We start from the raw sequence: 22,817 nt of genomic DNA, 5'->3' as shown, positions 1-22,817 counted from the left end.
AGGCCCCCGAAGTGACCAGGGTCACGCCCCCCGCGCGATCGGGCGCCCGGACGGCGACGGGCCCCGGCAGGACTGGACAAGCCGTTGATCGGCACAGGCCAAGGGCCCGTCCGCTTCGGGACCAAGGTCATGAATCCGGTCGACCTTCGGCCCGGTGGTGACGGTGGCGGACCCGGGCAACCGTGGACGGTCGCCCGGTGTGATCGGGCGGTGGCGCCGCCCGAGGTGGGCGGCGTCGTACCCCCGCCGTCTACCCGGCGCACGGGGGCGGGCCCCGCCCGCCGCCGTACGCTCCGGAGGACCCCAAGCACATGTCCCAAACGATCGACAACGCCCCGTATACCGCCTTCCACCGCAGGCTGGCCCTCGCCTGCTCGGGCGGGCCGCTGCTGGACGGCTACATCCTCAGCATCGTCGGCGTCGCCCTGATCGGGATGCGTCCCGACCTCGGGCTGTCCACCGCCGAGGTCAGCCTGATCGGCGCCGCCGCCCTGGTCGGCATGTTCGTCGGCGGCGCGCTCTTCGGCGTGCTGACCGACAGGATCGGCCGGGAGGTGATGTACACCGCCGACCTGCTGGTGATGGTCGCCTGCTCGGTGCTCTCCTTCTGGGTCGACGCGGTGTGGGCGATCACCCTGCTGCGCTTCGTGCTCGGCATGGCCGTGGCCGCCGACTACCCCATCGCCACCTCCCTGCTCGCCGAGTGGCTGCCCGCCAAGCAGCGCGGCCGCCTGCTCGGCCAGCAGATCGTGGCCTGGTACGCCGGCTCCGTGCTCGCCTACGTGGTGGGCTACCTGTTCCTGGAACTGGCCGGGCCGGGCAGCTGGCGGTGGATGCTGGCGAGCTCCACGGTGCTGTGCGCGGTCTTCCTGGTGATCCGCCGCGGCTCGCCGGAGTCGCCGCGCTGGCTCGCCGCCAACGGGCGGGTCGGCGACGCGGTGCGCGTGGTCGAGAAGCACCTCGGGGTACGGGTCGACGGCCGCGAGCTGATGCCCGACCCGGCCGAACGCGGCCGCCCCGCCGGACTGCGCCTGCTGATGACCCAGCCCTACCGGCGCCGCACCCTGTTCTGCGGCCTGTTCTTCCTCTGCCAGGTCGGCCCGCTGTTCGCGATGCTCACCTTCGGCCCGCAGATCCTCTCCTCCTTCGGCATGCCGGGCGGCACCGTGATGGAGACCCTCGGCACCGGCCTGATCAGCCTCGTCTTCCTGCTCGGCTGCTACCCGGCGCTGCGCCTGATCGACAGCCGCGGCCGGCGCCCCGTCATCATCTGGTCCTTCGCCCTGATGACCGTGCCGCTGGCCCTGCTCGGCGTGTGGCCCACCGCCCCCGCCGCGGTCGCCCTGCTGGCGCTGTGCGCGTACGCCTTCCTGTGCGGCGGGCCCAACGTCCTCGACTGGACCTACCCCAACGAGCTGTTCCCCACCGAGATCCGGGCCACCGCCGTGGGCGTGGCCACCTCGGTCAGCCGGATCGGCGCGGCCGTCGGCACCTACCTGCTGCCGCTGTCGCTGACCGGGCTCGGCACCGGCCCGACCATGCTGATCGCCGCCGGCACCACGGCCCTGGGCCTGCTGGTGTGCGTGCTGTGGGCGGAGGAGACCCGCGGCACCGCCCTGGGCGCCGCCCCGGCCGCCTCCGCCCGGACCCACACCCCCGCCGTCCCCGCCCAGCGCCTCCCCCAGCCGGTGCGCTGACGGCCACCGCATAACGCCTCGACGGCGCCGCCCGGACCTCCCGGGCGGCGCCGTGCTGACAGGTCGGTGTGGTTCCAGGGTTGCGTGATCCACTCCGTGGGCACGACGAAGAAGTCTCGGCCGCTTCACGGCTGGATATCGGGACTCGATCAAAGAGAGAAGCAGATGGCGAAGATAAAGGGCCAGGTCAAGTGGTTCAACGAGAGCAAGGGGTTCGGCTTCATCACCCCCGCGGACGGCAGTAAGGACGTGTTCGTCCACTTCTCGGCGATCCAGGGCAACGGTTTCAAGACCCTCGCCGAGGGCCAGAACGTCGAGTTCGAGATTCAAGACGGACAAAAGGGCCCGGCCGCCGTCAATGTCACCGCCGTCTGACCGGAACCGCGCCGTCCCGGCCTGAGCAGGCGGTCGCGGAAGCGGGCGGCCGGGGAGCCGACGGGTTTTCCGCCGGCCCCCGGCCGGGGAGCCGACGGGGTCAGGGGTGGAGCAGGGCCGCGGCGTTGGTACGGACGTGGTCCTGCCAGGCCGGGCGGACGTCGGGGATGCGGGACAGGGCGTGGAAGAAGAGGCTGTGGCAGACCATCACCGGGCGCCAGGGGTGGGGCGGCAGCGGGTCGTCGCGTTCGACGCCCGGGGGCAGGCGGCCGATGGCGGGGCGGGCGGGGTGCTCCCGGTGGAAGGCGAGCTGGCGCCAGAACCCGAGGTCCAGCGGGGCGGCGGCCACACCGGGGGGTACGGGCCAGGGCTCGCCGGTCTGCGGGTGGCGCGGGACCACGGCGATGTCCGGCAGGGGCTCGGGCAGGGGCAGTCCGGGCCCGGCCAGGACGGCGCGCTTGGCCGAGCGCGTCTGCGGGAGGGCGGCGAGGAACTGGCGGAAGGCGTCGGCGAGGAGCCGGTCGACGGTGACGGGCGAGCCGTCCGCGGCGGCGACCAGGTGGGCCAGCGTCACGGAGACCTCCGACTCCCAGCGCGGGTCCCACGCCCCCGTCAGGTCCAGCAGCGGGGTGCCGCACCGGTCCTCGGCGAGCTCGGCCCAGTCGGCGACCGGACGGGCGGGGCCCACGGCGACGAGGCGCACCGCGGCGGGCTCCAGCCAGGTGGCCTGCCAGAGCGAGCAGTCGTCGACCCGGGTGGCCACCTTGCGGCCGCAGCCCGCGCAGGTGACGTTGGGGCCGTTGCGGCCGTCGATGCCGCAGCAGGCGCCGTACTCGCGGCGCTGGACCAGGGCGGTGCCGTGGGCGTCACCGGGGGCGATCACGATCGAGTGGGCCTGCCAGGCGGCCGGGTCCTCGTCGACGGCGTAGGTGCCCGCCTCCATGAGCACGGGCATGGGGTGGCCGTTGCCGTAGGAGAAGCCCGCGTAGAGCGGGAAGGCGACCCGGGACAGCGGCGCGGTGAGCGCGGCGCCGCACCCCTCGCACGTGAAGACGTCCAAACCGCGTGTTCCCCCTTGTGACCCCGTCCGGTACCGGCTGGTACCGGCTGGCGAGTATCGCGGGCCGGGCGGCCGGGGGCCAACGGGTTTTCGGCCGGCCGGGGGCCGACGGACCCAAGGCCGGCCGCTCCCTCATGGGACGGGGTTCCCGCAGGTGGCGGCCGGTCGTCCGTACCCGAGGGGCGGCCGTCCACCGGAAGCACCGGACGGCTTTGTCAAGCCCGTACCGGAGCACGGGCCCGCCGCAGTACCGTCGTCCTCTCAACGACCGTTCCGACACGGTGAATTGGAGGCACAGGTGGCCGAGGCGAAGCCCGGGGACGGCAACGGGAACGGCGGGGCCGGCTCGGGAGGCGGCGGGCCGCTGCACGAGCGGGAGGCCGAGATCCGTTCGGCGGGCCGGGCGATCGAGGCGCTCACCGGGCCGGTGGGCACCGAGGTCGGCGAGCTGCTGCTGTACACGGGCGCGGCCGGGCTGGGCAAGACCGCGGTGCTGACCGAGGTGCGGCGGGCGGCGCGGCGGGCGGGCTGCACGGTGCTGTTCGCCCGGGGCGGGCAGCGGCAGTGCCACGAACCGTTCCATGTGGTGCGCCAGTTGGTGCGTCCGGTGCTGGCGGCCCTGTCGGCCGAGGAGCGGGCCCGGGTCTTCGGGCCGTGGGAGGACGTCGTCGGCCCGGCGGCCGGGCTGCTGCCGCCGGGCGGGCAGATCGATCCCCAAGGGGTGCGCGACGGGCTGGACTTCGTCCTCACCCGCCTCGTGCAGCTGCGTTCCCCGGTGGCGGTGATCGTCGACGACCTGCACTGGGCGGACCCGGAGTCGCTCGGCTGGCTGGCGGGCTTCGCGCTGCGCGTACGGGAGTTGCCGGCCCTGCTGGTGCTCGCCTGCCGCGACGAGTTCCCCGACGACGCCCTGGCGTTGCAGCGCGGCCTCGCCGAGCGGGCCGACCGCCGGCACGAACTGCGCCCGCTGCAGCCCGCCTCGGTCGCCCGGCTGGTCCGCGCGGCCCTGGGCACCGCGGCCGAGGACGCCTTCTGCCGCCACGTGTGGGCGGTCACCGGCGGGAACCCGTACGAGACCGCCGCCCTGCTGCGCGAGGTCGCCGACCAGCGGCTCGACCCGGTCGAGGAGAGCACCGGTCAGTTGCGCGAACTGGCCGCCACCGCACGGGGGATGACGCTGCGTCACTGGCTGGACCGGGTCGGCCCCACCGCGCTGTGCTTCGCCTGGGCGGCGTCCGTGCTGGACACCGACATCCGCCCCGACCTCGCCGCCGCCATCTGCGCCCAGGGCCCGGAGACCGCCGCCCGGTCGGTGCGGGAACTGCGCCACCACCGGGTGCTGACCGGCACCTCGGCGGGCCGGCTGGAGTTCGTCCACCCGCTGGTCGCCACCTCGGTGTACCAGTCGATGCCGCCCGCGGCCCGCACCGGGATGCACGGGGTCGCCGCCGTCGAGCTGGAGAACGCCGGCCTCGGCCTGCTCGCGGCCTCCCGCCACCTGCTGGAGATCCTGCCCGACGGGGACGGCGAGATCGTCGACAAGCTGCGCCGGGCGGCCCGCGAGCACCTGGCCATCGGCGCGCCCGAGGCGGCGCAGCGCTGCCTGCGGCGGGCCATCAGCGAGCCGCCGGCGGACGAGGACCGGGCGACGGTGCTGTACGAGCTGGGCTGTTCGGCGCTGCTCACCGACCCGGCGACCACGGTCAACCAGCTGCGGCTGGCGCTGGCCGACCCGTACGGGCTGGGCCCCGAGCTGCGGGTGGACGCGACGTTCCGGCTGGCGCAGGCGCTCGCGCACGGCAACCGGGTCGGTGAGGCGGCGGCGCTGTGCGCCGAGGAGGCGGCGCGGACCGGGCCGGGGCCGGGGCGGCTGCGGCTGGAGGTCGCGCACTTCATGTTCGGGGCGTTCCAGTTCGAGGACGCGGACGGGCCCGGGCGTTCGCGGCGGCTGGCGGAGTTCGACCGGATGCTGGGGACGGTCGGGCTGGCCTTCAGCGACGCCGACACCGAGGCGGGCGGAGGCACCCCGGGCGGGACGGTGTTCGAACGCGACGGCCTGGCGCACGCGGTGGCGGTACTGCGCTGCTGGGACCTGACGCTGCGCGGCGTCGACCGGGCGGAGGCGATCGCGCTGGGCGAGTCCGCGCTGCCGGGCGGGCGGCTGCCCCGCAGCCTGGGCTGGACCAACACCACCTGGGGCTTCGAGCTGCCCGGGATCCTGGGCATCAGCTACCTGTACGCCGACCGGGTCGACCGGGCGGAGGAGCTGTTCGGGGAGGCGGTGCGGGCCTACGAGGTCGCCGGGTGGAGCGGCGGTCACCTCGGTTTCGCCTATCTGCTGACCGGCATGCTGCGCTTCCGCTGCGGCGACCTCGCCGCGGCGGAGGACTACCTGCGCCGGGCGCTGCGGATCGCCGGGCGGATCGGCCGGGACATCCCGCTGCACTGGGACGCGGTCGGGGCGCTGGCGGAGACCCTGGCCGCGCGCGGGCGGCTGGCGGAGGCCCTGGAGCTGACGCGCGAGCACGCGTTCGGCCCGCCGTACCCGACGGTGATGGTGCTGCCCGACGCCCAGACGCTGTACGGGCGGCTGCTGCTGGCGCGGGGCGACGCGGCGGGGCGGCCGCGGCGCTGGCCGCCGCCGGGAGGTGCTGGACGCGCGGGGTGGCGCAACACGGTGTGGGCGCCGTGGCTGGGCCACCTGGCCCGGGCGGTGGCCGCCGAGCAGCCGGAGCGGGCCCGGGAGCTGGCGGCGGAGGCGGTGCGCCGGGCCCGGGTGTCGGGGACGGAGTCGGCGGTCGGCAGCGCGCTGCGGCTGAGCGCGGCGGTGCACGGGCGGCCCCGGGCGGTCGGGCTGCTGGTGGAGGCGGTCGGCCTGCTGGAGCGGTCGCCGGCCCGGTACGAGCACGCGCTCGCGCTGGTGGACCTGGGTGAGGCGCTGGGCGGCGGGGCGGTGGATCCGGGGACGGCGGACGGCAGGGCGGCGCTCACCCGGGGGCTGGAGCTGGCCGTCCGGTGCGGGGCGGACGGGCTGGCGGCCCGGGCCCGGGGGCTGCTGGGAGCGGGCGGGGCAGGCTGAGACCGGGGCAGGGCCGGATGCAGACCCTTGCAGATACCTGCGCGCGCAACTATCTTTAGGTTCATAAGTTGCAGCTGCAATCAGTTGCGGGCATGCACGCCACGCGTCCTGGCGCCGCCGACCCACCGGGAGTCCGACCATGAGCACCACCCTCTTCACCCCGTACACCCTGCGGGAGCTGACCGTCCCCAACCGGATCTGGATGGCCGCGATGTGCCAGTACAGCGCGCAGCCGGACGGGGACGCGGCCGGGGTGCCGACGGACTGGCACTTCACCCACCTCGCGGCGCGCGCCGCCGGCGGCACCGGACTGATCGTCACGGAGGCCACCGCGGTCAGCCCCGAGGGCCGCATCAGCCCGTACGACCTCGGGATCTGGAACGACGAGCAGGCCGCGGCCTTCCGCCGGATCACCGGCTTCCTGAAGTCCCAGGGCACCGTCGCCGCGATCCAGCTCGCCCACGCCGGGCGCAAGGCCTCCACCGAGCGGACCTGGGTCGACCGCGGCCGCCCCCTCGGCGCCGACGAGGAGCACGGCTGGGCGCCGGTCGGCCCCGGCGCCGAGGCCTTCTCCCCCGCCCACACCGCGCCGCACGAACTGACCGGGGAGCAGATCGCCGAGATCGTCGGCCAGTTCGCCGACGCCGCCCGGCGCGCGCTCGACGCCGGCTTCCAGGTCGCCGAGATCCACGGCGCCCACGGCTACCTCGTCCACCAGTTCCTCTCCCCGCACACCAACCGCCGCACCGACGGCTACGGCGGCTCCTTCGAGGGCCGCATCCGCTTCGCGCTGGAGGTCGTCGACGCGGTGCGCTCGGTGTGGCCCGAGGAGCTGCCGGTCTTCTTCCGCGTCTCCGCCACCGACTGGCTCACCGAGAACCCCGAGGACGGCCGCGAGGGCTGGACCTCCCAGGACACCGTCCGCCTCGCCAAGGAACTGCAGGCCCACGGCGTGGACCTGCTGGACGTCTCCACCGGCGGCCTCGTCCCCGACGCCCGGATCGAGGCCGCGCCCGGCTTCCAGGTGCCCTTCGCCGAGGCCGTGCGCACCGGGACCGGCCTGCCGGTGGCCGCCGTCGGCCTGATCACCGACCCCGCCCAGGCCCAGGCCGTCCTCACCGAGGGCCGCGCCGACGCCGTCCTGCTCGGCCGCGAGCTGCTGCGCAACCCGTACTGGGCCCGCCACGCCGCCGCCGAACTCGGCGGCGAGGTCCCCACCCCGCTCCAGTACCACCGCGCCTGACGCCCCGGCACCGCTCCGGCACCGCCCCGTGTCGGACTTGAGTTGGAGTGCACTCCAAGTCCTACGGTTCTGCCGTAAGTCCGACCCGCCGACCCCGGCGGGCCGGACGAAACGGTACGGGACGTGGGCCGCCGCCCGGGCGGCCGGGAGACAGGAGCACCACGATGAGCACGAGCGCGAACGACGCACAGGCCCGCCAGGAGCGCTTCGAGCGCGGGATGGAGGTGCTGGAGCGCATCGACGGGGAGGTCGGGCGGCGGGTCGTGGAGTCGCTGGACGACATCAGCCCCGAACTCGGGCACCAGATCGTCGCCTGGGGCTTCGGGGAGATCTACAGCCGCCCCCGACTCGTGCCGCGCGACCGCCAGTTGGTCACCCTGGGCATGCTCACCGCGCTCGGCGGGTGCGAGCCGCAGCTGGAGGTCCACGTCAACGCCGCCCTGAACGTGGGCCTCACCCCCGAGGAGATCGTCGAGGCCCTGCTGCACTCCGCCGGCTACTGCGGCTTCCCCCGGGCACTGAACGCCACCTTCGTCGCCAAGAAGGTGTTCGCCGAGCGCGGCCTGCTCCCGGTCGCGGCCGACTGACACGCCGCCGCGGACAGGTCCTGACCACCGCCGACTTCCTGGACGCGTACGTACTCGAGTGGACGCTGCACCACCTCGACCTCGTCGCGCACCTGCCGCACCTGTCGGCCCCGCCGCAGGGGGGCGCGGGCTCCCCCGCCGGGGAGAGCGGGGGTGACGGCCCGGCGGGTCTGCTCCTTCTCCTATCCCCGGTCCCCGCGCCGATGGGAGTCGAACGGGTGGAAGCTGGTGTCACGGCAGTCGCCGACCGGGGGGCACAGGGACAGGGCGAGGTCCTGGTCCCCCTCGGGGATCCGGATGCCGTAGGAGACGAAGGTGACGAGCTCGCCGCTGCCGAGGTCGACGGTGCGGGTGCGGACGGGGCCGAGGACGTGGTCGGTGTCGCCGGTGACCGTCAGGTTCTCGACCCGGCCGTGGAAGGCGGTGACCGTGTACCAGTCCCCTCCCGCCCCCGAGTCGAAGGGCAGGAGACGGTCGGTGGTCAGGCCGTCGATGGAGCCGAACCCGACGCTCCGGGCGCCGTTCGCGCTGATGACCGCCCAGCAGACGTCCACGCTGTCGACCAGCCAGAAGGCCTCCGCCCGGCCCTGTCCGTCGGAGTCGAGCACGGCCAGGGTCGCCAGGGTCGGCGCCGGGCACTGCTTTGGCCTCGCGTCCGCCGGGGTCACCGTGTCCACGATCCACTGGGCCGACGCCGGGGCAGGCTCGGGCAGCACCACCCTGTGGCGGTGGGGCCCGCCACTCCCGGTCTGCGCCGCCCAGACGGCCACGACCGCGACCCCCAGCAGCGCCGCCCAGCACAGAGCCCCTTGCCCGCGGTTCATCGCCTGCCCCCCGTGGAGACCGTTGTCTCCAGGCCAGGCTCCGCCCCGACGGGACGGCCGACAAGGCCTCGGGGTGTCCCGGATTCGTCGCAAGTCACCACGGGGGCAGGACGGTTCGGCGCGTGGGAAGTCGGACGGGCCGACTTCCCACGCGCGCGGCCGTCGCCGAGGGGTCAGGCCAGGAGGTCGGACTGGAGGGTGACGACCTGGCGGAAGGGGGCGGTGGGGATGCCGTCGGGGTTGGTCATCGTGATGACGGCCAGGATGTCGGCGGCGGAGAGGTAGGCGACACGGGCGGTGGGGTTGCCCTTGGGGCCGTTCCCGGTGGACTCCAGGGTGGTCAGGTCGACGCCGTTGACGGTGTCCCAGTCCTCGTGGGAGGTGGACTTCGTGTCGGGGGCGGCCTTCGGGCGCTCTTGGCGCGCAGCGAGTTGTAGGTGCCCCAGGACTCGCCGGTGGAGCCGAAGCGCAGCAGCCGGATCTGGGTGCGGGTGCCGTCGGAGGCGGTCCACTCCCGGACGGTGGCCGCGCGGCAGGCGTTCGTCAGGAGGAGTTCGCGCAGCTTGGCCGGGTCCTGCTGCTCGGCGAGGATCGCGTCGCAGGGCACCCAGTCGGCCACGGCGGCGGGGCCGGGACTCGCTGCGGCCGTCGGCGAGGCCGTCGGGGACGCGGTCGGCGACGCCGTCGGGGAGCCGGAGGCGGCGGGGCTCGCGGTCGGGGCCGGGAAGGTCGGCGCGGTCAGCGCGCCGCCGGCCTCCTTGGGGACGGGCAGCAGCAGGTGGCGCAGGTCCGCGTAGTGGAGGGCCTTGCCCTTGCCGTCCGGCGCGGCCTTGCCGGAGGGCAGCGGCGGCAGGGCCAGCGGCGGGAAGGTGTAGCGGCCGTCGCTCGCGGTGGCCAGGCCCGGGATGTCGGTGCGCTCGGGGGCGGTGACGGCCAGCGCGGTGCCGGTGCCGGCGAGGGCGAACACCAGGGCGGCGCAGCTCCAGCGCACCGCGGCCTTGCGGCGCCGGGCCCGGCGGGCCTCCTGCGCGGCGATCGCCTCGGCGCTCTGCGCGGGATCGGTGAACTCCAGTGCCCCGATGGCCGGTCCGGCCACCGGCGGGGCGGCCATCGGCGGCACCGGCGGGGCGGCCGGAGCCGGGACCGGCGGAGCGGCCGGGGCCTCCGGGGCCGCGGCCGGGACCGGCGGGAGCGGGTCCGAGGCGGGCGGCGGCGGGGTGACGTGGTCGGTCATGCGGTCGCTCCCGGGCGGGCGAGGCGGTCGAGCTGCAGGGTGAAGAGGGCGACGATCTTGTCCTTGGGCAGCGGTGCCACGCCCTCGGCGTTCATGACGACCAGGAGGTCGCCCTCGGCGGCCGAGCACTCCAGGTAGTCGATCGGCGCGGACGGCGGCGCCGGCATCAGGTAGCAGTGCGCCTCGGGGTGGCCCGGGATCGTGGGGCCGATCCGGAACAGGCCGGTGTCGCCGGTGAAGACCGCCGTGTACTCGTTGATCCGCTGCACTTCCTGCTGGTTGAACTGGCGCAGCTTCAGGCCGATCAGCAGGTCGTCGCCGGAGGCCAGGTAGGTGCGCACGCCGGTGCCCTTGACGTGCAGGCCCTCCCAGTAGGAGCGGAGCTTGTCGCGCTTCTCCTTGGGGATCTGCTGGAGTTCGGCGTCCAGCTCGGCGGCCAGCTGCCCGCCGCTCAGCTCGGTGTCGTTGCCGTAGACGCCGTCGTCGGGGCCGAGTTCGTACCCGGCCGGGACGGGCACCAGCAGGTCGCGCAGCGCGCCGAAGTGGCTGCCGTTGGACTTGGCGCCGTACGGGGTGGCGGTCGCGGTCGGGGTGGGCGCGGCGGACGGGGCCGCGGCGGTGGCCGGGGCCGGGTCGTCGTACTGGGTCTTGATGATGCCGATGCCGATGGCCACGCCGACCAGCGCGGCCGCGACCGTCGCGGCCCCCGCCCGCAGCAGCAGCCGGGACCCGGGCACCGGGGCGGCGGGGTTCGGGACAGCGGCCTCGGGCGCGGCGGCGGTCTCGGCCGCGGGCGTCGGCTCGGAGGCCGTCTCGGGCGTCGGCTCGGGCGCGGCCGGGTGCTCGGTCACGGTGTCGTCGTTCATACGAGGCGCTCCCACTGCCGCTTGGCGAGGTCCTTGAGGACGTCGGCGCTCACCAGCTGGGTGCCGAACACCTCGATCGTCATCTGCAGCGAGCCGCGCTTGGCGACGGCTTCGCCGTAGTAGTACTGGTCGGTGCTCTCGGCCCAGCGCCGGGGGGCGGTCTCCACCTTGTAGCCGCCGGTGGCGCCGTCGGCGAACGGCAGCCAGCTGACGGACTTGGCCTGGTCGGCGCGGTCCGGGGCGAACTGGATCAGGGAGACGCGGTAGCGGACGTCGTCCTTCTTCCAGTCCACCTCGGCGGCGCGCCGGAAGCCGCGCGAGGCGAGGTCGCGGAAGGTGTAGGACGCGTTGCCGCTGTGCTCGGCGATCTCGCCGATCGAGGCCCAGGCGGGCTTGTCCGGGTAGTCGCCCCAGGGGGTGCTGCCCTCGGGGGCGGTGATCAGCAGCTTGGTCAGGTCGCCCTCGATGGCCAGCGGCGCGGGCTGCTCGGCGGCGAGGGCGGCCGGGTCGAGGACCTCGGCCGGGTAGGACGGGCGCGCCGCCTGCAACGGCGGCAGCGGCGTGGGCGGGCGCTGGGCCTGCACGGCGTAGCCGACGCCGCCGCCGGTCAGGGCGCCCAGCACCAGGGCGCAGGTGGCCAGCAGGACCGGGCGGGGGCGGCGCGGGGCACGCGGGGCCTGCTCGGGGCCGGCCTCCAGCAGCTCGCCCGGCGCGACGGTGAACGGATCGGCGGCGTACGGGTTGGCGGCGTACGGGCCGGGGGCGGGCGGCGCGGTGGGCGGTATCGCGGGCGGCGGTACGGCGGGCGCGGGCGGCGCGGTGGGCGCGGGTACCGGCTCCGGGGGTTCGGTGGTCACGGAAGTGGCTCCAGAGGAGGAAGGAAGGGGTGGCGTCGGTGGACGGACGACGGCGGCGGCGCGCACGGGCACGCGCGCGCGGGCTCAGCCGCCCGAGGCGAGCCAGTCGCGCTGGCGCTTCATCAGCTCGCCCAGCAGCGCCGGGTCCGGCGTGCCCTTCACGTCGACGTCGATCGTGTACTGGACGTCGCCCTGGCTGGCGATGCCGGTCATCGAGCCGGTGTACGCCTGCTGCTTGGGCTTCTTGAGGTAGCCGCGGGCGTCGGGGAGGCCGGGGACGTCGACCGGGTCCAGCGACTTGATCTTGTAGCCCTTGACGAACTCGGTGGCCATCGAGGCGGAGCCGAAGTGCAGGAGGGTGACGGTCACCTCGGCCTTGCCGTCGGCCGTCCGGTACATCCGGGTCGCGCCCTCCTTGTAGCCGTAGGAGGCGAGGATGTCCTTGATGCCGTCCTGCTTGCCGAAGATGGCGGCGACGTCCTCGTCGCCCATGATCATCCCGTCCGCGGGCCCGTAGGACTCGCCGCCGGCCGGGATCGGGAGCAGGAAGAAGCGCAGGTCGCCCTCGTGCTTGCCGCCGCTGACGGTGCCCTTGACGGTGCTGGCCGGGGCGGGCTCGGTCGGGACGGCGGTCGGCACCGGGACGGGCTCGGGCGTCGGCGAGGCGCTCGCGGTGGCGCTCGCGCTCGCCGTCGGGGCGGCGGTCACGGCGGGGGCGGCGGCCGGCCGGGCGTCGGGCTTGCCGACGGCGACGGTCACCGCGGCGCTGGCCGCCGTGACGGCGAGCAGGCCGGCGGTGGCCAGCGCGACGCCGACGGCGCGCGGCAGCCGGCGCGCGGACGGCGCCTGCGCGGGCTGCGGCTCCGACTGCGACTCGGGCGCGAACGGCTGCGGCTGCGGCTGCGGCTGCGACTCAGGCTCTGGCGCAACCGACTGCGACTGCGACTCGAACGGCTGGGCCGGTGCCGGCGGTTCGGCGGCGGCGCTCTCGTTCTCGGGCTCGGGCAAGGGACTCCCCCAGGGAAAGAATGCGGATTCCCACACGTGGGGCCCTCGCGGGACCCACTCCCCCAGCGGGTTCCCCGGACCGTCCGTCACGCGTGTCAGCAGGCATTATGAGAGTCCGTCGACAGCCCTGCCAACAAATTCAATCACCGCACACTCACCCATTGCTTGATGAACCGGACACGCCCGTGATGCAACCGCAATGACTCCCCGCCGGGCCCGCGCGGCCCGGGGCCGACGTCCGCCGTCACCGCTTCGCCAGGGCGTGTCAGCCACGCCCCAGCCCCCTCAGGGCCGACTCCGCCGCGTGGAAGCCGGCCATCCCGTGCACCCCGCGCCCGGCGGGGTGGCGGCGGAGCACAGGTAGGCACCGGGCACCCCGGTCGCGTACGGGTCCACCGCGAGGCGGGGGCGCAGCAGGAGCTGACGCACCGTGTTGGCTCCCCCGACGATGTCGCCGCCGACGTGGTTGGCGTTGTCCGACCGCATCCGCGCCACCGTGCGGACGGACCGGGCGCGTACCCGCGTCCGGAAGCCGGGGGCGAACCGCTCGATCTGGTCCAGGACCTGCTCGGTCGCGTCGCCCCGGTAGCCGTGCGGGACGTGGGCGTACGCGTAGACCGGGTGGAGGTCCCCGGCCGAGCGGGACGGGTCGGCCAGGTACTGCTGGCCGACGAGCACGAAGGGCCGGCGGGGCATCCTGCCGCGGTAGGTCGCCTCCTCGGCGGCGGCGACCTCCTCGAAGGTTCCGCCGAGGTGGACGGCGCCCGCGGTGCGGCAGTGCTCGCTGACCCATGGGATGCCGCCCTCGACCGCCAGGTCCACCTTGAAGGCCGCGGGGCCGTACCGGTAGCGCCGGTAGGCGCGGGCGGTCCGGTGCGGCAGGCGGTCGCCCAGGATCCGGGCGGCGGCGTGCGGGCCGGTGTCCAGCAGGACGAGGTCGGGCCGGTCGAGCTGGTCGAGTGCGAGGACCTCCACCCCGGTCTCGACGGTGCCGCCGAGCCGCTCCAGCAGCCGCGCCATCGCGGTGGTGACCGCCTGTGAGCCGCCCTCCGCCACCGGCCACCCGTGGGCGTGGCCGACGGCGATCAGCATCAGCCCGATGGCGCTGCTGAACGGGGTGCGCAGCGAGCTGAAGGCGTGGGCCGCCGCCCCGCCGAACAGGGCCCGGGCCTGCTCGCCGCTCCACCTCCTGGACGTCCACGAGGCGGGCGGCAGGGCCTGGGCGCCGAACCCGGCGAGGGCGAGCGGCGAACGGGGCAGGTGCGGTACGGGTCGGAGGACGTCGTCCGCGAGCCGGTCGAAGCGGCGCGACAGCCCGCCGAACACGCGCCGCCACGTCCTGCCGTCCGCCGCCGGCAGGTGCTCGGCCGTCCGGTCCAGGTCGCGCCACAGCACTCCCGCGGCTCCCGAGTCCAGGGGGTGGGCCAGCTCCGCCGGGGCCCGGAGCCAGCGCAGCCCGTACTCCTCCAGGCCCAGCGACCGCAGGAACGGCGAGGCGACGCCGGTGGGGTGGAAGGCGGAGCAGTCGTCGTGGATCAGCCCGGGCAGCGTCCGCTCTCCGGACCGGGTGCCGCCGCCGATCGTCTCCCGGGCCTCCAGCACCCGGACCCTGACGCCTTCCTGTGCGAGGCGGATCGCGGCGGCGAGCCCGTTCGGCCCGCTGCCGACCACCACGGCCGTCGTCATGTCGTCAGATCCACCTCTCGCCGGGTCACCGGGTCACCGGGCGGCGTACGGGCCGGCCCACCCGGCACGCGGGGCCGGCCCGGCCTCGGTCCTCCGTGGAAGGCACAGGCGGCCGGTGAGCCCGATGGCCGACGCGGACGGTCGGGTACCGGTCATGATCGCTCCCCGGACCGGGCCGTGCTGCGGTGCCGCGCGGCGGCGAGCCGGCGCGACGCCTCCGGCCGTGACCGCAGCCGTACCAGCGTCAGGTGGCCGTGCTCCGGCCGGGGCGAGCAGTTCGGGCAGCAGGTGCCGGTTGCGCTCCCGCGCCCCGGGGTCGAGGTCGAGGATGACCGGGGCGCGGCCGGGAGGAGCGGCACACCCGGCGGCGTGCGCGTCGTCGACAGTCCTCATGCCTCGTCCCTCCGGGAGACGGCAGCCGGATCACGATCCACGGATCAAGCTGTCAACCGCCGCCGAAGGTGCGGCGGTAGGCGCCCGGGGTGGTGCCGACGGCGGTGCGGAAGCGGCGGCGCAGGTTGACGGCGGAGGCGAGGCCGACGCGGGTGGCGACGGCCTCCACGGGCAGGTCGGTGCGCTCCAGCAGGGCGCGGGCGGCGTCGATGCGCCGGGCCAGCAGCCACTGGCCGGGGCTGGTGCCCAGTTGCTCGGTGAAGCGGCGGGCCAGGGTGCGCCCGGACACCCCGGCGCGGGCGGCCAGCTCGTCCACTGTCAGGCGTTCCCCCAGACGCTGTCCGGCCCATTCCAGCAGCGGGGCCAGTGACTCGTCCGCCCGGGCCGGCTCCGGGGTGGCGGCGTACTGCAGCTGGCTGCCCTCGCGGTGCGGGGGCAGCACCATGTGCCGGGCGACCTGGGCGGCGTAGGCGGCGCCGTGGTCGTGGCGCAGCAGGTGCAGGCACAGGTCGATGCCGGCGCCGGATCCGGCGCTGGTGGCGACGTCGCCGTGGTCGACGTAGAGGACGTCCCGGTCGACCCGCAACGCGGGGTATTCGGCGGCGAGTTGGGCGGTGCGGCCCCAGTGGGTGGTGGCGCTGCGGCCGTCGAGGAGTCCGGCTCGGGCGAGGACGAAGGCGCCGGTGCAGATGGAGACGATCCGGGCGCCGCGGGCGTGGGCGGCGCGCAGCGCGGCGAGGACGTCGGCCGGGACGGGGGAGCCGGGCGGCTGCCAGCCGGGGACGACGACGGTGTCGGCTTCCTCGAGTGCCGTCAGGCCGTCCTCGACCAGCAGGGGGACGCCGAGGGTGGTGGGTACCGGGCCGGGGGTGCGGGTGCACAGCCGGAAGTCGTAGTGGGCGGTGAGTCCGGGCCGTTCGGTGCCGAAGACCTCGGCGGCGCAGGCGAGTTCGAAGGGCGACTGGGGCGCGCCGAGCAGGGCCACCACCCGATGGCGGCGCGCGGCGGGCGTACGGACAAGGGCGGTTCCGGTGCTCTCCGGGGCTGCGACGCTCATGTCAGGAATGTACCCGAGGATGTCTTTTAGGACTCTGGGGCGGTGGGTGCGGGGGCGGCCACAGTGGGGGCATGGACGACAACGAGATGGAACTGAAGACGTCGCTGCTGGTGGACGAGGTGGAGCCGGTGGAGGTCGCGCCGGGGATCGTGCGGCGCCGGCTGACGGCCACCGGGTACGCGCGCGGCTGGCTGATCGACTTCGCGCCGGGCAGCCGGTGGCCGGAGGTCGACGTGCACGACGCCGAGGAGCGGTACTTCGTGCTGAGCGGGGAGGTGATCGAGGGCGAGGAGCGTCACCCGGCGGGCAGCTACGTGGTGTTCGCGCCGGGCAGCAGCCACCGGCCGCGCACGGAGACGGGCGCGCGGATGCTCGGGGTCACCGTGACGAAGGCCTGAACACCCGACCACCCCGGCACCGGGCGGCCCGTGACGATGTCGCGGCCCCGTCACCGCTCGGCACGGATCCCGGCCCTGGGGTGTGGGCGGGCCCCCGGGCGGTAGGAGGATCGGCGGGAGGGCCGGACGACGGGGGAAGGACGGCGACGTGGGCGACCTGACGTACGGGCGGCGGGGGCGGGGGTGGACGGCGCCGGCCGCGGTGGCGCTGGCGGTGCTGGCCGTCGCGGGCGGGTCGGCGGTGTGGGCGTGGTCGCAGGACCGGCCGGTGGGCGGGGCGCGGCTGTGGGTGTGCGCCGTGGCGCTGGCGGTGGCCGTCGCCGCCGGCGTCCCGCTGAGCCGCCGGGCGGCGGGCCGCGGTTTCGCGCCGGTCGCCTCCTTCGCGGTGCTGCTCCTGCTGGCGCTGTGGGGTACGGCGTTCGCGGCGGCCCAGGCCGCCGACACCGTCCGCACCCGGGTGCACGAGCCGCCGAGCGTGTGGGCGGTGGTGACGCACTGCCGGGTGACCGGCCAGGTGGCGGTGGAGGGCGGCGGGCTGGGCGACCGGACGTACGGCTGCACCTACCGGTGGAGCGTGGACGGTCGGCAGTTCAGCGAGGAGCGCCCGGTCGACAAGCCCTACCCGGACAACCACGAGGTCAAGGTCTGGTTGGAGGACGGCGGGCGGATGACCACCGGGCGGCCGAGCCTGCTGGCGATCCCGTTCTGGATCGTGCTGGCCCTGGCCTGCCTGGCCGCCGCGGTGGCCTCGGCCGTCCGGCTGGGCGGGTGGGCCGAGGACGCGGGCCTGCGCGGACCTTGACGGGCGGTCAGTCCCAATGGGCAGTCAGTCGACATATGCCGTTGGCCTGCCTATTGTGGTCGGTGCGGTGGCCGTCGTGCCGCCGCGCCCCTGACCCCTGCGCGAGAGGACCGCCGTGCCCCGACTCCCCCGTGCCACCCGCACATTCACCCTCGGCGCCACCGCCGTCGTGACGCTGGCGCTGGCCGTGCCGCCCGCCCTGGCCCTGCCGGCGGCGGGCGCCCCCGCGCCGGACGCGGACCCGGTGCCCGCCCTGGTGGCCGGCACCGACACCGCCGCCCCGCGACTGGTGACCGGCCTGTCCGACCCCGCCCCCGGCGACCCGGCGCCCGCCGCGCTCGCCCACCTCGCGGCCCATCCCGACCGCTACCGCGTCGACACCGGCGAGCTGGCCGAACTCGGCTCCACCCAGGGCCCCGACGGCCGGCGCACCGTCAGGTTCGAGCAGCGCCACGGCGGGATCCCCGTGCTCGGCGGCCAGTACCTGGTGCACCTGACCGGCCAGGGCGCCGGGCAGAAGGTGCAGTCGGCGGGCGGGCGCTACTTCACCGGGCTCACCGCCCCCACCACCCCCGCCGTCCCGGCCGGGACGCTGCGGCAGGCGGCGCTCGCCGAACTCCCCGACCCGCGCTCCCGCGACTCGGCCACCGCCGAGGACCTCGGAGCGGTGATCCTGCCCGGCGGCGGCGGCCGCCTGACCGAGCACTTCACCGTGCGCGACAAGGCCGCCGCCACCGCCCGGGAGGTGTACGTCGACGCCACCACCGGCACCGTCGCCCTCGCCCACGACGCCCGCGCACCCCGGCCCGCGACCGCCGCGACGACCACCGCCGCTCCCGCCGTGCCCGCCGACGGCCTCCAGCCCGCCACCGGCACCGCCCCCGACGTCCACGGACGCACCACCGCCGTGCACATCGCCAAACGGGCCGACGGCACCTACCAGTTCACCGACCTCACCCGCCCCGCCCCCATCACCACCTACGACGCCGACGGCCGCGACGCGGGCGACTTCGACCACGTGCCCGTCCCCGCCGACGCCGTCCCCGCCTCCTCCCCCACCCCCGCCTTCCCCGCCGCCACCGGCGAGCACGGCGCCACCGACGCCCACGTCAACGCCGGTATCGTGTACGACTTCTACCGCGACCGGCTGGGCCGCGACGGCCTGGACGGCAAGGGCGGGGCGATCGTCTCCGTGGTGAACGCGAGCGACGGCGGCAAGCCGTTCCCGAACGCGTTCTGGGACGGCTCCAAGATGGTCTACGGCTCCGGCGGCCCCGACTACTACCCGTTCTCCGTCGCCCTGGACGTGGCCGGGCACGAGATGACCCACGGCGTCGTCGAGCACACCGCCAACCTGTTCGCCCTCGGCCAGCCCGGCGCCATGAACGAGGGGATCTCCGACTACTTCGGCAACGCCATCGAGGCCACCGCCCGCGGCCTGTCCATGGACGACCCCGCCGCCGCACTGCTCGGCGAGGGCCTGTGCCGCGGCGGCACCCCGCAGGCCTGCGCCCAGCGCCGCCTGGACGACCACCGCACCACGGTGGCCGACTACCTGGGCACCCGCTACGAGATCGACCAGGGCGGAGCGCACTACAACTCCACCATCTTCAGCGGGGCGCTGTGGGACATCCGGCGCACCCTCGACCCGCTCACCGCCGACCGGGTCGTCTACCACGCGCTCGCCGACTACCTCACCCCGCTGGACGACTTCACCGCCGGCCGCGACGCGGTCCTCTCGGCCGGCCGCGACCTGGGCCTGACCAAGCGTCAACTGCGCTCCGTCGCCGCCGCGTTCGACGCGCACGGGATCACCCCCGGCTGGCAGAAGCGGCTCGGCACCGACAGCCGCACCCTGCTGCCGAACATCTCCAACGGCATGGCCACCCCGGCCGTCGCCCGCGGCCACTGGCTGATCCTCGGCGACGGTCCCGCCGGCACCGGCCTGTACACCGGCACCGTCGACGGGCACGGCACCCCGGTACGCCTCAGCCCCGAGGACGGCCGCATCCACAGCTGGGCCACCACCGACGGCACCAACGCCGTCTGGGCGGCCATGGGCGGCCCCCAGGGCGCGGGCCAGGAAGTGCTGACCGCCCCGCTCAGCGGCGCCGGCCCCGTACGCAGCGTCTTCCGCTCCACCGGCACCGCCCAGCAGCTCGGCAACGCCCGGATCTCCGGCACCGACATCGCCTTCACCCTCACCGAGAACGGCCACACCCGGCCCTACCTGAGCCACGACGGCGGCGCGCCGGTCGCCCTCCCGCTGCCCGAGGGGCACGACGCGTCCGGACTCGCCCTCAAGGACGGCACCCTCGCCTGGAACGAGACCTGGCGCGACGGCGACGGCCGGCTGGTGACCGTACCGACGCTCTACTCCGTCGCCGCCGGGAAGATCACCGCCCGCTACCCCGAACACGCCCCGGCCGGAACCGGGCCCGGCAGCGCCGCCTCCCTCACCCTGGCGGGCGGACGCCTGCTGTGGCTGGACTTCCCCGCCGACCAAACCCGGCACGCCACCATCCGCTCCGCGGCCCTGGACGGCTCGGGCATCGCCGACCTGCTGAGCGGCGACTCCCCGAACGCCCCGCGCTCCACCGTCCTCACCGCCTCCGACCAGGCCGTCACCTACCGGGTCGACAGCGACAAGCCCGCCGGCGGCTGGACCAACGCCGCCCTGCCCAAGCTGTGGCAGGTCCCGCTCACCGGCGGCACCCCGCAGCGCCTCTCCTGCGACCGCGGCGGCCAGTACGAGGCCGCCGCCGACCAGGGCACCCGGGTGATCTGGCTCGACGCCACCACCGGCCGCACCGACCTCGTCGTCCGCGACCGCCCGGCCGGCACCTGCTGACCGAAGGTCACCGGCACGACGGCGCGGCCGCGGGGCAGTTCGCCCCGCGGCCGCGCCGCCCCAATCCCCGTGGGCGCGCGGGCAACGCCCCTCTCCGCGCCCACCCCCGAACCCGCCCCTTCCGTGGGCGCGCGGGCAACGCCCCGCGCGCCCACCACCTACCCCCACACCCCACCAGGCGAGAGGGACGCGCTGCGGGAGGGGGCGGTGGAGGGGGTGGGCGCGGAGAGGGGCGTGGCGGGTGATTTTCAGACTGCCAACGGCGCCCGACCCCCCACCCTCAGAGTCGGCAGTCTGAAAATCATCCAGCCCCTCGGAGCGCCCACCCCCGGAACCGCCCCCGCACCCACCCTCCCGAGAGCCCCCCGAACACCAACACACCCCCGCCTCACAACCACCCCCGCCGAGCGGCCTGAACCCCGGCCTGGAACCGGGTGGTCGCGCCCAGGTGGGCGAGGAGGGTGGAGACGCGGCGCACCACGGTCCGCCGGCCCACGCCCAGCCGGCGGGCGATGGCGTCGTCGGTGGAACCGCCCGCCATCAGGGTGAGGATGCGCCGGTCGCGTTCGTCGATGCGCAGGTCGACGCCGACGACGGTGGCGGGCACCGCCAGGCGCCACAGGGTCTCGAAGACGGCGGTCAGGGCGTTCAGCAGGCCGGAGGGGCGGATCAGCAGGGAGACGACGCCGGGGCGGTCGTCGGCGGGCAGGGTGACGATGGCGAGGTCGTCGTCGCCGATGGCGAGCTTGAGCGGCGGCTCGTCCAGGGTGCGGGCCTGCTCCCCCGCCTCGACCATGCGCGCCATGTTCGGCCCGGCCACCGGGTCCTCGAACGCGCAGCCCTGGTAGATCGCCCGGTAGACGACGCCGGCGGCCATCCGTCGGCGCTGCAGCACTTCCTGGTCGGCGTAGTGGGCGTGGCTGCCGGAGTACGGCGGCACGTCGATGACCCGTACCTGGTGGCGGGCCGCCAGTTGCAGGCGGCGGCTGGCGGCGAGCACCTCGGCGGGGTCCTCGACCACCTCCAGCGCGCCGTAGCTGCCGGCGTCGCGCCGGGCGAAGCGGTAGAGGCGTTCGAGTTCGTCGCCGGCCCGGCGGGCGGTGGCCTGGCGCAGCGCGTCGCGTTGCAGCACCGTCTCGACGACCCGGCCCGGTGGCAGCGCCTCCCAGGCGTGGTCGCGGTCGTCGGCGCTGCCGGCGGTGTCGAAGGCGACCGCGACGCCCTCGTCGGCGAGGTCGCGCAGGACGGCCAGCACGGTGTCCTCGTCCAGGCCGGCGCCGTGCGCCAGGTCGGCGACCCGGGCCCGCGGCCGGGCGACCAGGCCGCGGTAGACGCGGCCGCGTTCGGAGTCCGGATCCAGTACGTCGTGCACGACATCCCCCCGGTCATCGTGGACTGCGCCCGGGTGTGTCGGGCGGCCGCAGGAGCCTACCCGGGCGGGTGGCCCACATGCGCCAGTGGCCCAGGTGGGCCGCCGCGGGCTCTGGCGCCGGGGCGGTCGATGTGACGAAAGTTGTCGATGTTCAGACACGCAGTGTGAGACGGTTCGTCAGGACGCCCCGTCAGCACGCCCTGTCGGAACGCGAGCCCGCCACCACCGGGCCCCCGGACCCACCGACCGTCGAAGGCCGAGGACGACCATGACCCCAGCCCGGCTCCTGCCCGCCCGGCCGCGGCGTGCCCGGACGGCCGTCGCCGCCCTGGCCGCCGGCCTGCTCCTGCTCGCCGCGCCCGCGGCCGCCGCCGTCCCCGCGCCCGCGCCCGCCGCCACCGCCCGAAACGCCGAGCCCGCGCCCGGCCCGCCGCCGCTGGCCGACGGCTTCGGGCTGACCCAGGTCGGCACCGCCACCGGCACCGCCACCAACTTCGTCATCACCGTCACCACGCCGAAGGTCGCCGGGCAGCACACCATCCGGATCCTGCTGCCCGCCGACTACGCGCAGCAGCCGGACAAGCGCTACCCCGTGCTGTACTTCCTGCACGGCGCCTCGGACAACCCGAGCGACCCGGCGCTCGCCTACCCCGCCCTGACCGCCGCCCAGTCGATGATCACCGTCATCCCGGACGGCGGCCTGCGCGGCTGGTACACCGACTGGCTCGACCAGGGCACCGCCGCCGGCGCGCAGAACTGGGAGACCTTCCACCTCACCCAGGTCCTCCCGTTCGTCGACGCCAACCTGCGCACCCGCACCGACCGCGCCCACCGGGCCGTCGGCGGCCTGTCCATGGGCGGCTTCGGCGCCCTGCACTACGCCCAGGACCGCCCCGACCTGTTCGGCCAGGTCCTCACCATGTCCGGCGCCAACGACCTGTCCGCCGACCAGATGGTCCTGCGCGGCGCGATCGTCGCCATGCTGACCAACGCCGGCACCGTGCTGTGCGGCCCCAGCGACGGCCGCCCCTGCGGCTTCGACTACGGGCCCACCGTCTCCAGCGACGCGCTCTTCGGCACCCCGTACCCGGTGTTCAACGCCGACTGGCGCTGGAACGCCGCCGACCCGGTCTCCCGGGCGGCCGCGCTCGCCCACACCGGCATCGCCGTCTACACCGGCAACGGCAAGGGCAACCCCGCCGACATGGAGTTCTGGGCCGAGGGCACCGCCAAGCGCCTCAAGGACCGCCTGGACGCCCTCCAACTGCCGTACCACTACGTCGACTACGGCGACGGCACCGGCTGGGGCGCCGACTGCCAGGGCGGCCACACCGCGGGCTGCTGGGCGCAGGACCTCGTGGACTACGTCCCGCGCCTGGAAGCGGCCTTCGCCGCCGCGCCCTGACGTCCTTCTCCTCTCCCTTCCCG

Annotated in this window: 19 protein-coding genes; 9 read left to right on the top strand and 10 right to left on the bottom strand. The window is 75.5% G+C overall.

Annotated features, from left to right (window positions below):
* Positions 1–311 precede the first annotated feature (311 nt).
* Together ACYP53_RS43315 and cspE are read left to right on the top strand one after the other, a co-directional pair.
* On the top strand, positions 312–1,697 hold the full coding sequence (locus ACYP53_RS43315; protein WP_459651344.1) for an MFS transporter: 1,386 nt from the start codon (positions 312–314) through the stop codon (positions 1,695–1,697).
* A 165-nt stretch (positions 1,698–1,862) separates the two neighbouring features.
* Positions 1,863–2,072 (top strand): transcription antiterminator/RNA stability regulator CspE, encoded by a 210-nt coding sequence (gene cspE / locus ACYP53_RS43310; RefSeq protein ID WP_117123100.1) that lies wholly within the window; start codon positions 1,863–1,865, stop codon positions 2,070–2,072.
* 100 nt (positions 2,073–2,172) lie between these two features.
* Here cspE and ACYP53_RS43305 read toward each other — a convergent pair whose 3' ends face one another.
* Positions 2,173–3,132 carry a hypothetical protein gene (locus ACYP53_RS43305; protein WP_459651343.1) on the bottom strand — a complete coding sequence of 320 codons (960 nt, stop codon included), beginning with the start codon at positions 3,130–3,132 and terminating at the stop codon, positions 2,173–2,175.
* 364 nt (positions 3,133–3,496) lie between these two features.
* On the opposite strand from ACYP53_RS43305, the gene ACYP53_RS43300 reads away from it, so the two are divergent.
* From ACYP53_RS43300 to ACYP53_RS43290, 3 genes are all read left to right on the top strand, one after another.
* On the top strand, positions 3,497–6,211 hold the full coding sequence (locus ACYP53_RS43300; RefSeq protein ID WP_459651519.1) for an ATP-binding protein: 2,715 nt from the start codon (positions 3,497–3,499) through the stop codon (positions 6,209–6,211).
* Positions 6,212–6,350: 139 nt separating this feature from the next.
* Positions 6,351–7,454, top strand: a complete 1,104-nt coding sequence (locus tag ACYP53_RS43295; RefSeq protein ID WP_459651340.1) for an NADH:flavin oxidoreductase/NADH oxidase — start codon at positions 6,351–6,353, stop codon at positions 7,452–7,454.
* 164 nt (positions 7,455–7,618) lie between these two features.
* Entirely contained in the window at positions 7,619–8,041 is a 423-nt protein-coding gene (locus ACYP53_RS43290; protein ID WP_189924348.1) for a carboxymuconolactone decarboxylase family protein, read from the top strand.
* A gap of 182 nt (positions 8,042–8,223) precedes the next feature.
* On the opposite strand, the gene ACYP53_RS43285 is transcribed toward ACYP53_RS43290, so the two are convergent.
* The 8 genes from ACYP53_RS43285 to ACYP53_RS43250 form a co-directional block, all read right to left on the bottom strand.
* Complete coding sequence (locus ACYP53_RS43285; RefSeq protein ID WP_459651339.1) at positions 8,224–8,865, bottom strand: hypothetical protein; 642 nt, start codon at positions 8,863–8,865, stop codon at positions 8,224–8,226.
* Positions 8,866–9,205: 340 nt separating this feature from the next.
* A complete protein-coding gene (locus ACYP53_RS43280; RefSeq protein ID WP_459651338.1) occupies positions 9,206–10,099 on the bottom strand; it encodes a hypothetical protein in 894 nt (297 codons plus the stop codon).
* Entirely contained in the window at positions 10,096–10,965 is an 870-nt protein-coding gene (locus tag ACYP53_RS43275; protein ID WP_459651337.1) for a hypothetical protein, read from the bottom strand. The genes ACYP53_RS43280 and ACYP53_RS43275 overlap by 4 nt, the downstream gene beginning before the upstream one ends.
* Entirely contained in the window at positions 10,962–11,822 is an 861-nt protein-coding gene (locus tag ACYP53_RS43270) for a hypothetical protein (RefSeq protein WP_459651336.1), read from the bottom strand. The genes ACYP53_RS43275 and ACYP53_RS43270 overlap by 4 nt, the downstream gene beginning before the upstream one ends.
* A gap of 84 nt (positions 11,823–11,906) precedes the next feature.
* Positions 11,907–12,830: a hypothetical protein gene (locus tag ACYP53_RS43265; protein ID WP_459651335.1), complete on the bottom strand. Its 924-nt coding sequence runs from the start codon at positions 12,828–12,830 to the stop codon at positions 11,907–11,909.
* Between the two features lie 285 nt (positions 12,831–13,115).
* Positions 13,116–14,516 (bottom strand): phytoene desaturase family protein, encoded by a 1,401-nt coding sequence (locus tag ACYP53_RS43260; RefSeq protein ID WP_459651334.1) that lies wholly within the window; start codon positions 14,514–14,516, stop codon positions 13,116–13,118.
* Positions 14,517–14,549: 33 nt separating this feature from the next.
* Positions 14,550–14,909, bottom strand: a complete 360-nt coding sequence (locus ACYP53_RS43255) for a hypothetical protein (protein WP_459651333.1) — start codon at positions 14,907–14,909, stop codon at positions 14,550–14,552.
* A gap of 52 nt (positions 14,910–14,961) precedes the next feature.
* A complete protein-coding gene (locus tag ACYP53_RS43250) occupies positions 14,962–15,966 on the bottom strand; it encodes a GlxA family transcriptional regulator (RefSeq protein WP_189924336.1) in 1,005 nt (334 codons plus the stop codon).
* Between the two features lie 71 nt (positions 15,967–16,037).
* On the opposite strand from ACYP53_RS43250, the gene ACYP53_RS43245 reads away from it, so the two are divergent.
* The 3 genes from ACYP53_RS43245 to ACYP53_RS43235 all read left to right on the top strand — a co-directional run bounded on the left by ACYP53_RS43245 (position 16,038) and on the right by ACYP53_RS43235 (position 20,017).
* On the top strand, positions 16,038–16,364 hold the full coding sequence (locus ACYP53_RS43245) for a cupin domain-containing protein (RefSeq protein ID WP_189924334.1): 327 nt from the start codon (positions 16,038–16,040) through the stop codon (positions 16,362–16,364).
* 148 nt (positions 16,365–16,512) lie between these two features.
* Positions 16,513–17,166 carry a hypothetical protein gene (locus ACYP53_RS43240; protein WP_459651332.1) on the top strand — a complete coding sequence of 218 codons (654 nt, stop codon included), beginning with the start codon at positions 16,513–16,515 and terminating at the stop codon, positions 17,164–17,166.
* A gap of 115 nt (positions 17,167–17,281) precedes the next feature.
* Positions 17,282–20,017, top strand: coding sequence for a M4 family metallopeptidase (locus ACYP53_RS43235; protein ID WP_459651331.1), 2,736 nt, complete (start codon positions 17,282–17,284; stop codon positions 20,015–20,017).
* A 388-nt stretch (positions 20,018–20,405) separates the two neighbouring features.
* Here the strand turns inward: ACYP53_RS43235 and ACYP53_RS43230 are convergent, their stop codons facing one another.
* Entirely contained in the window at positions 20,406–21,389 is a 984-nt protein-coding gene (locus ACYP53_RS43230) for a transcriptional regulator (RefSeq protein WP_189926809.1), read from the bottom strand.
* A gap of 268 nt (positions 21,390–21,657) precedes the next feature.
* On the opposite strand from ACYP53_RS43230, the gene ACYP53_RS43225 reads away from it, so the two are divergent.
* Positions 21,658–22,794 carry an alpha/beta hydrolase gene (locus ACYP53_RS43225; RefSeq protein WP_459651330.1) on the top strand — a complete coding sequence of 379 codons (1,137 nt, stop codon included), beginning with the start codon at positions 21,658–21,660 and terminating at the stop codon, positions 22,792–22,794.
* The last annotated feature ends 23 nt before the right edge of the window (positions 22,795–22,817 follow it).

The organism is Kitasatospora sp. Ki12, assembly GCF_054601375.1.
Note: the sequence above shows the minus strand (reverse complement) of the source record. Positions and strands in the feature narration are given on the sequence as shown.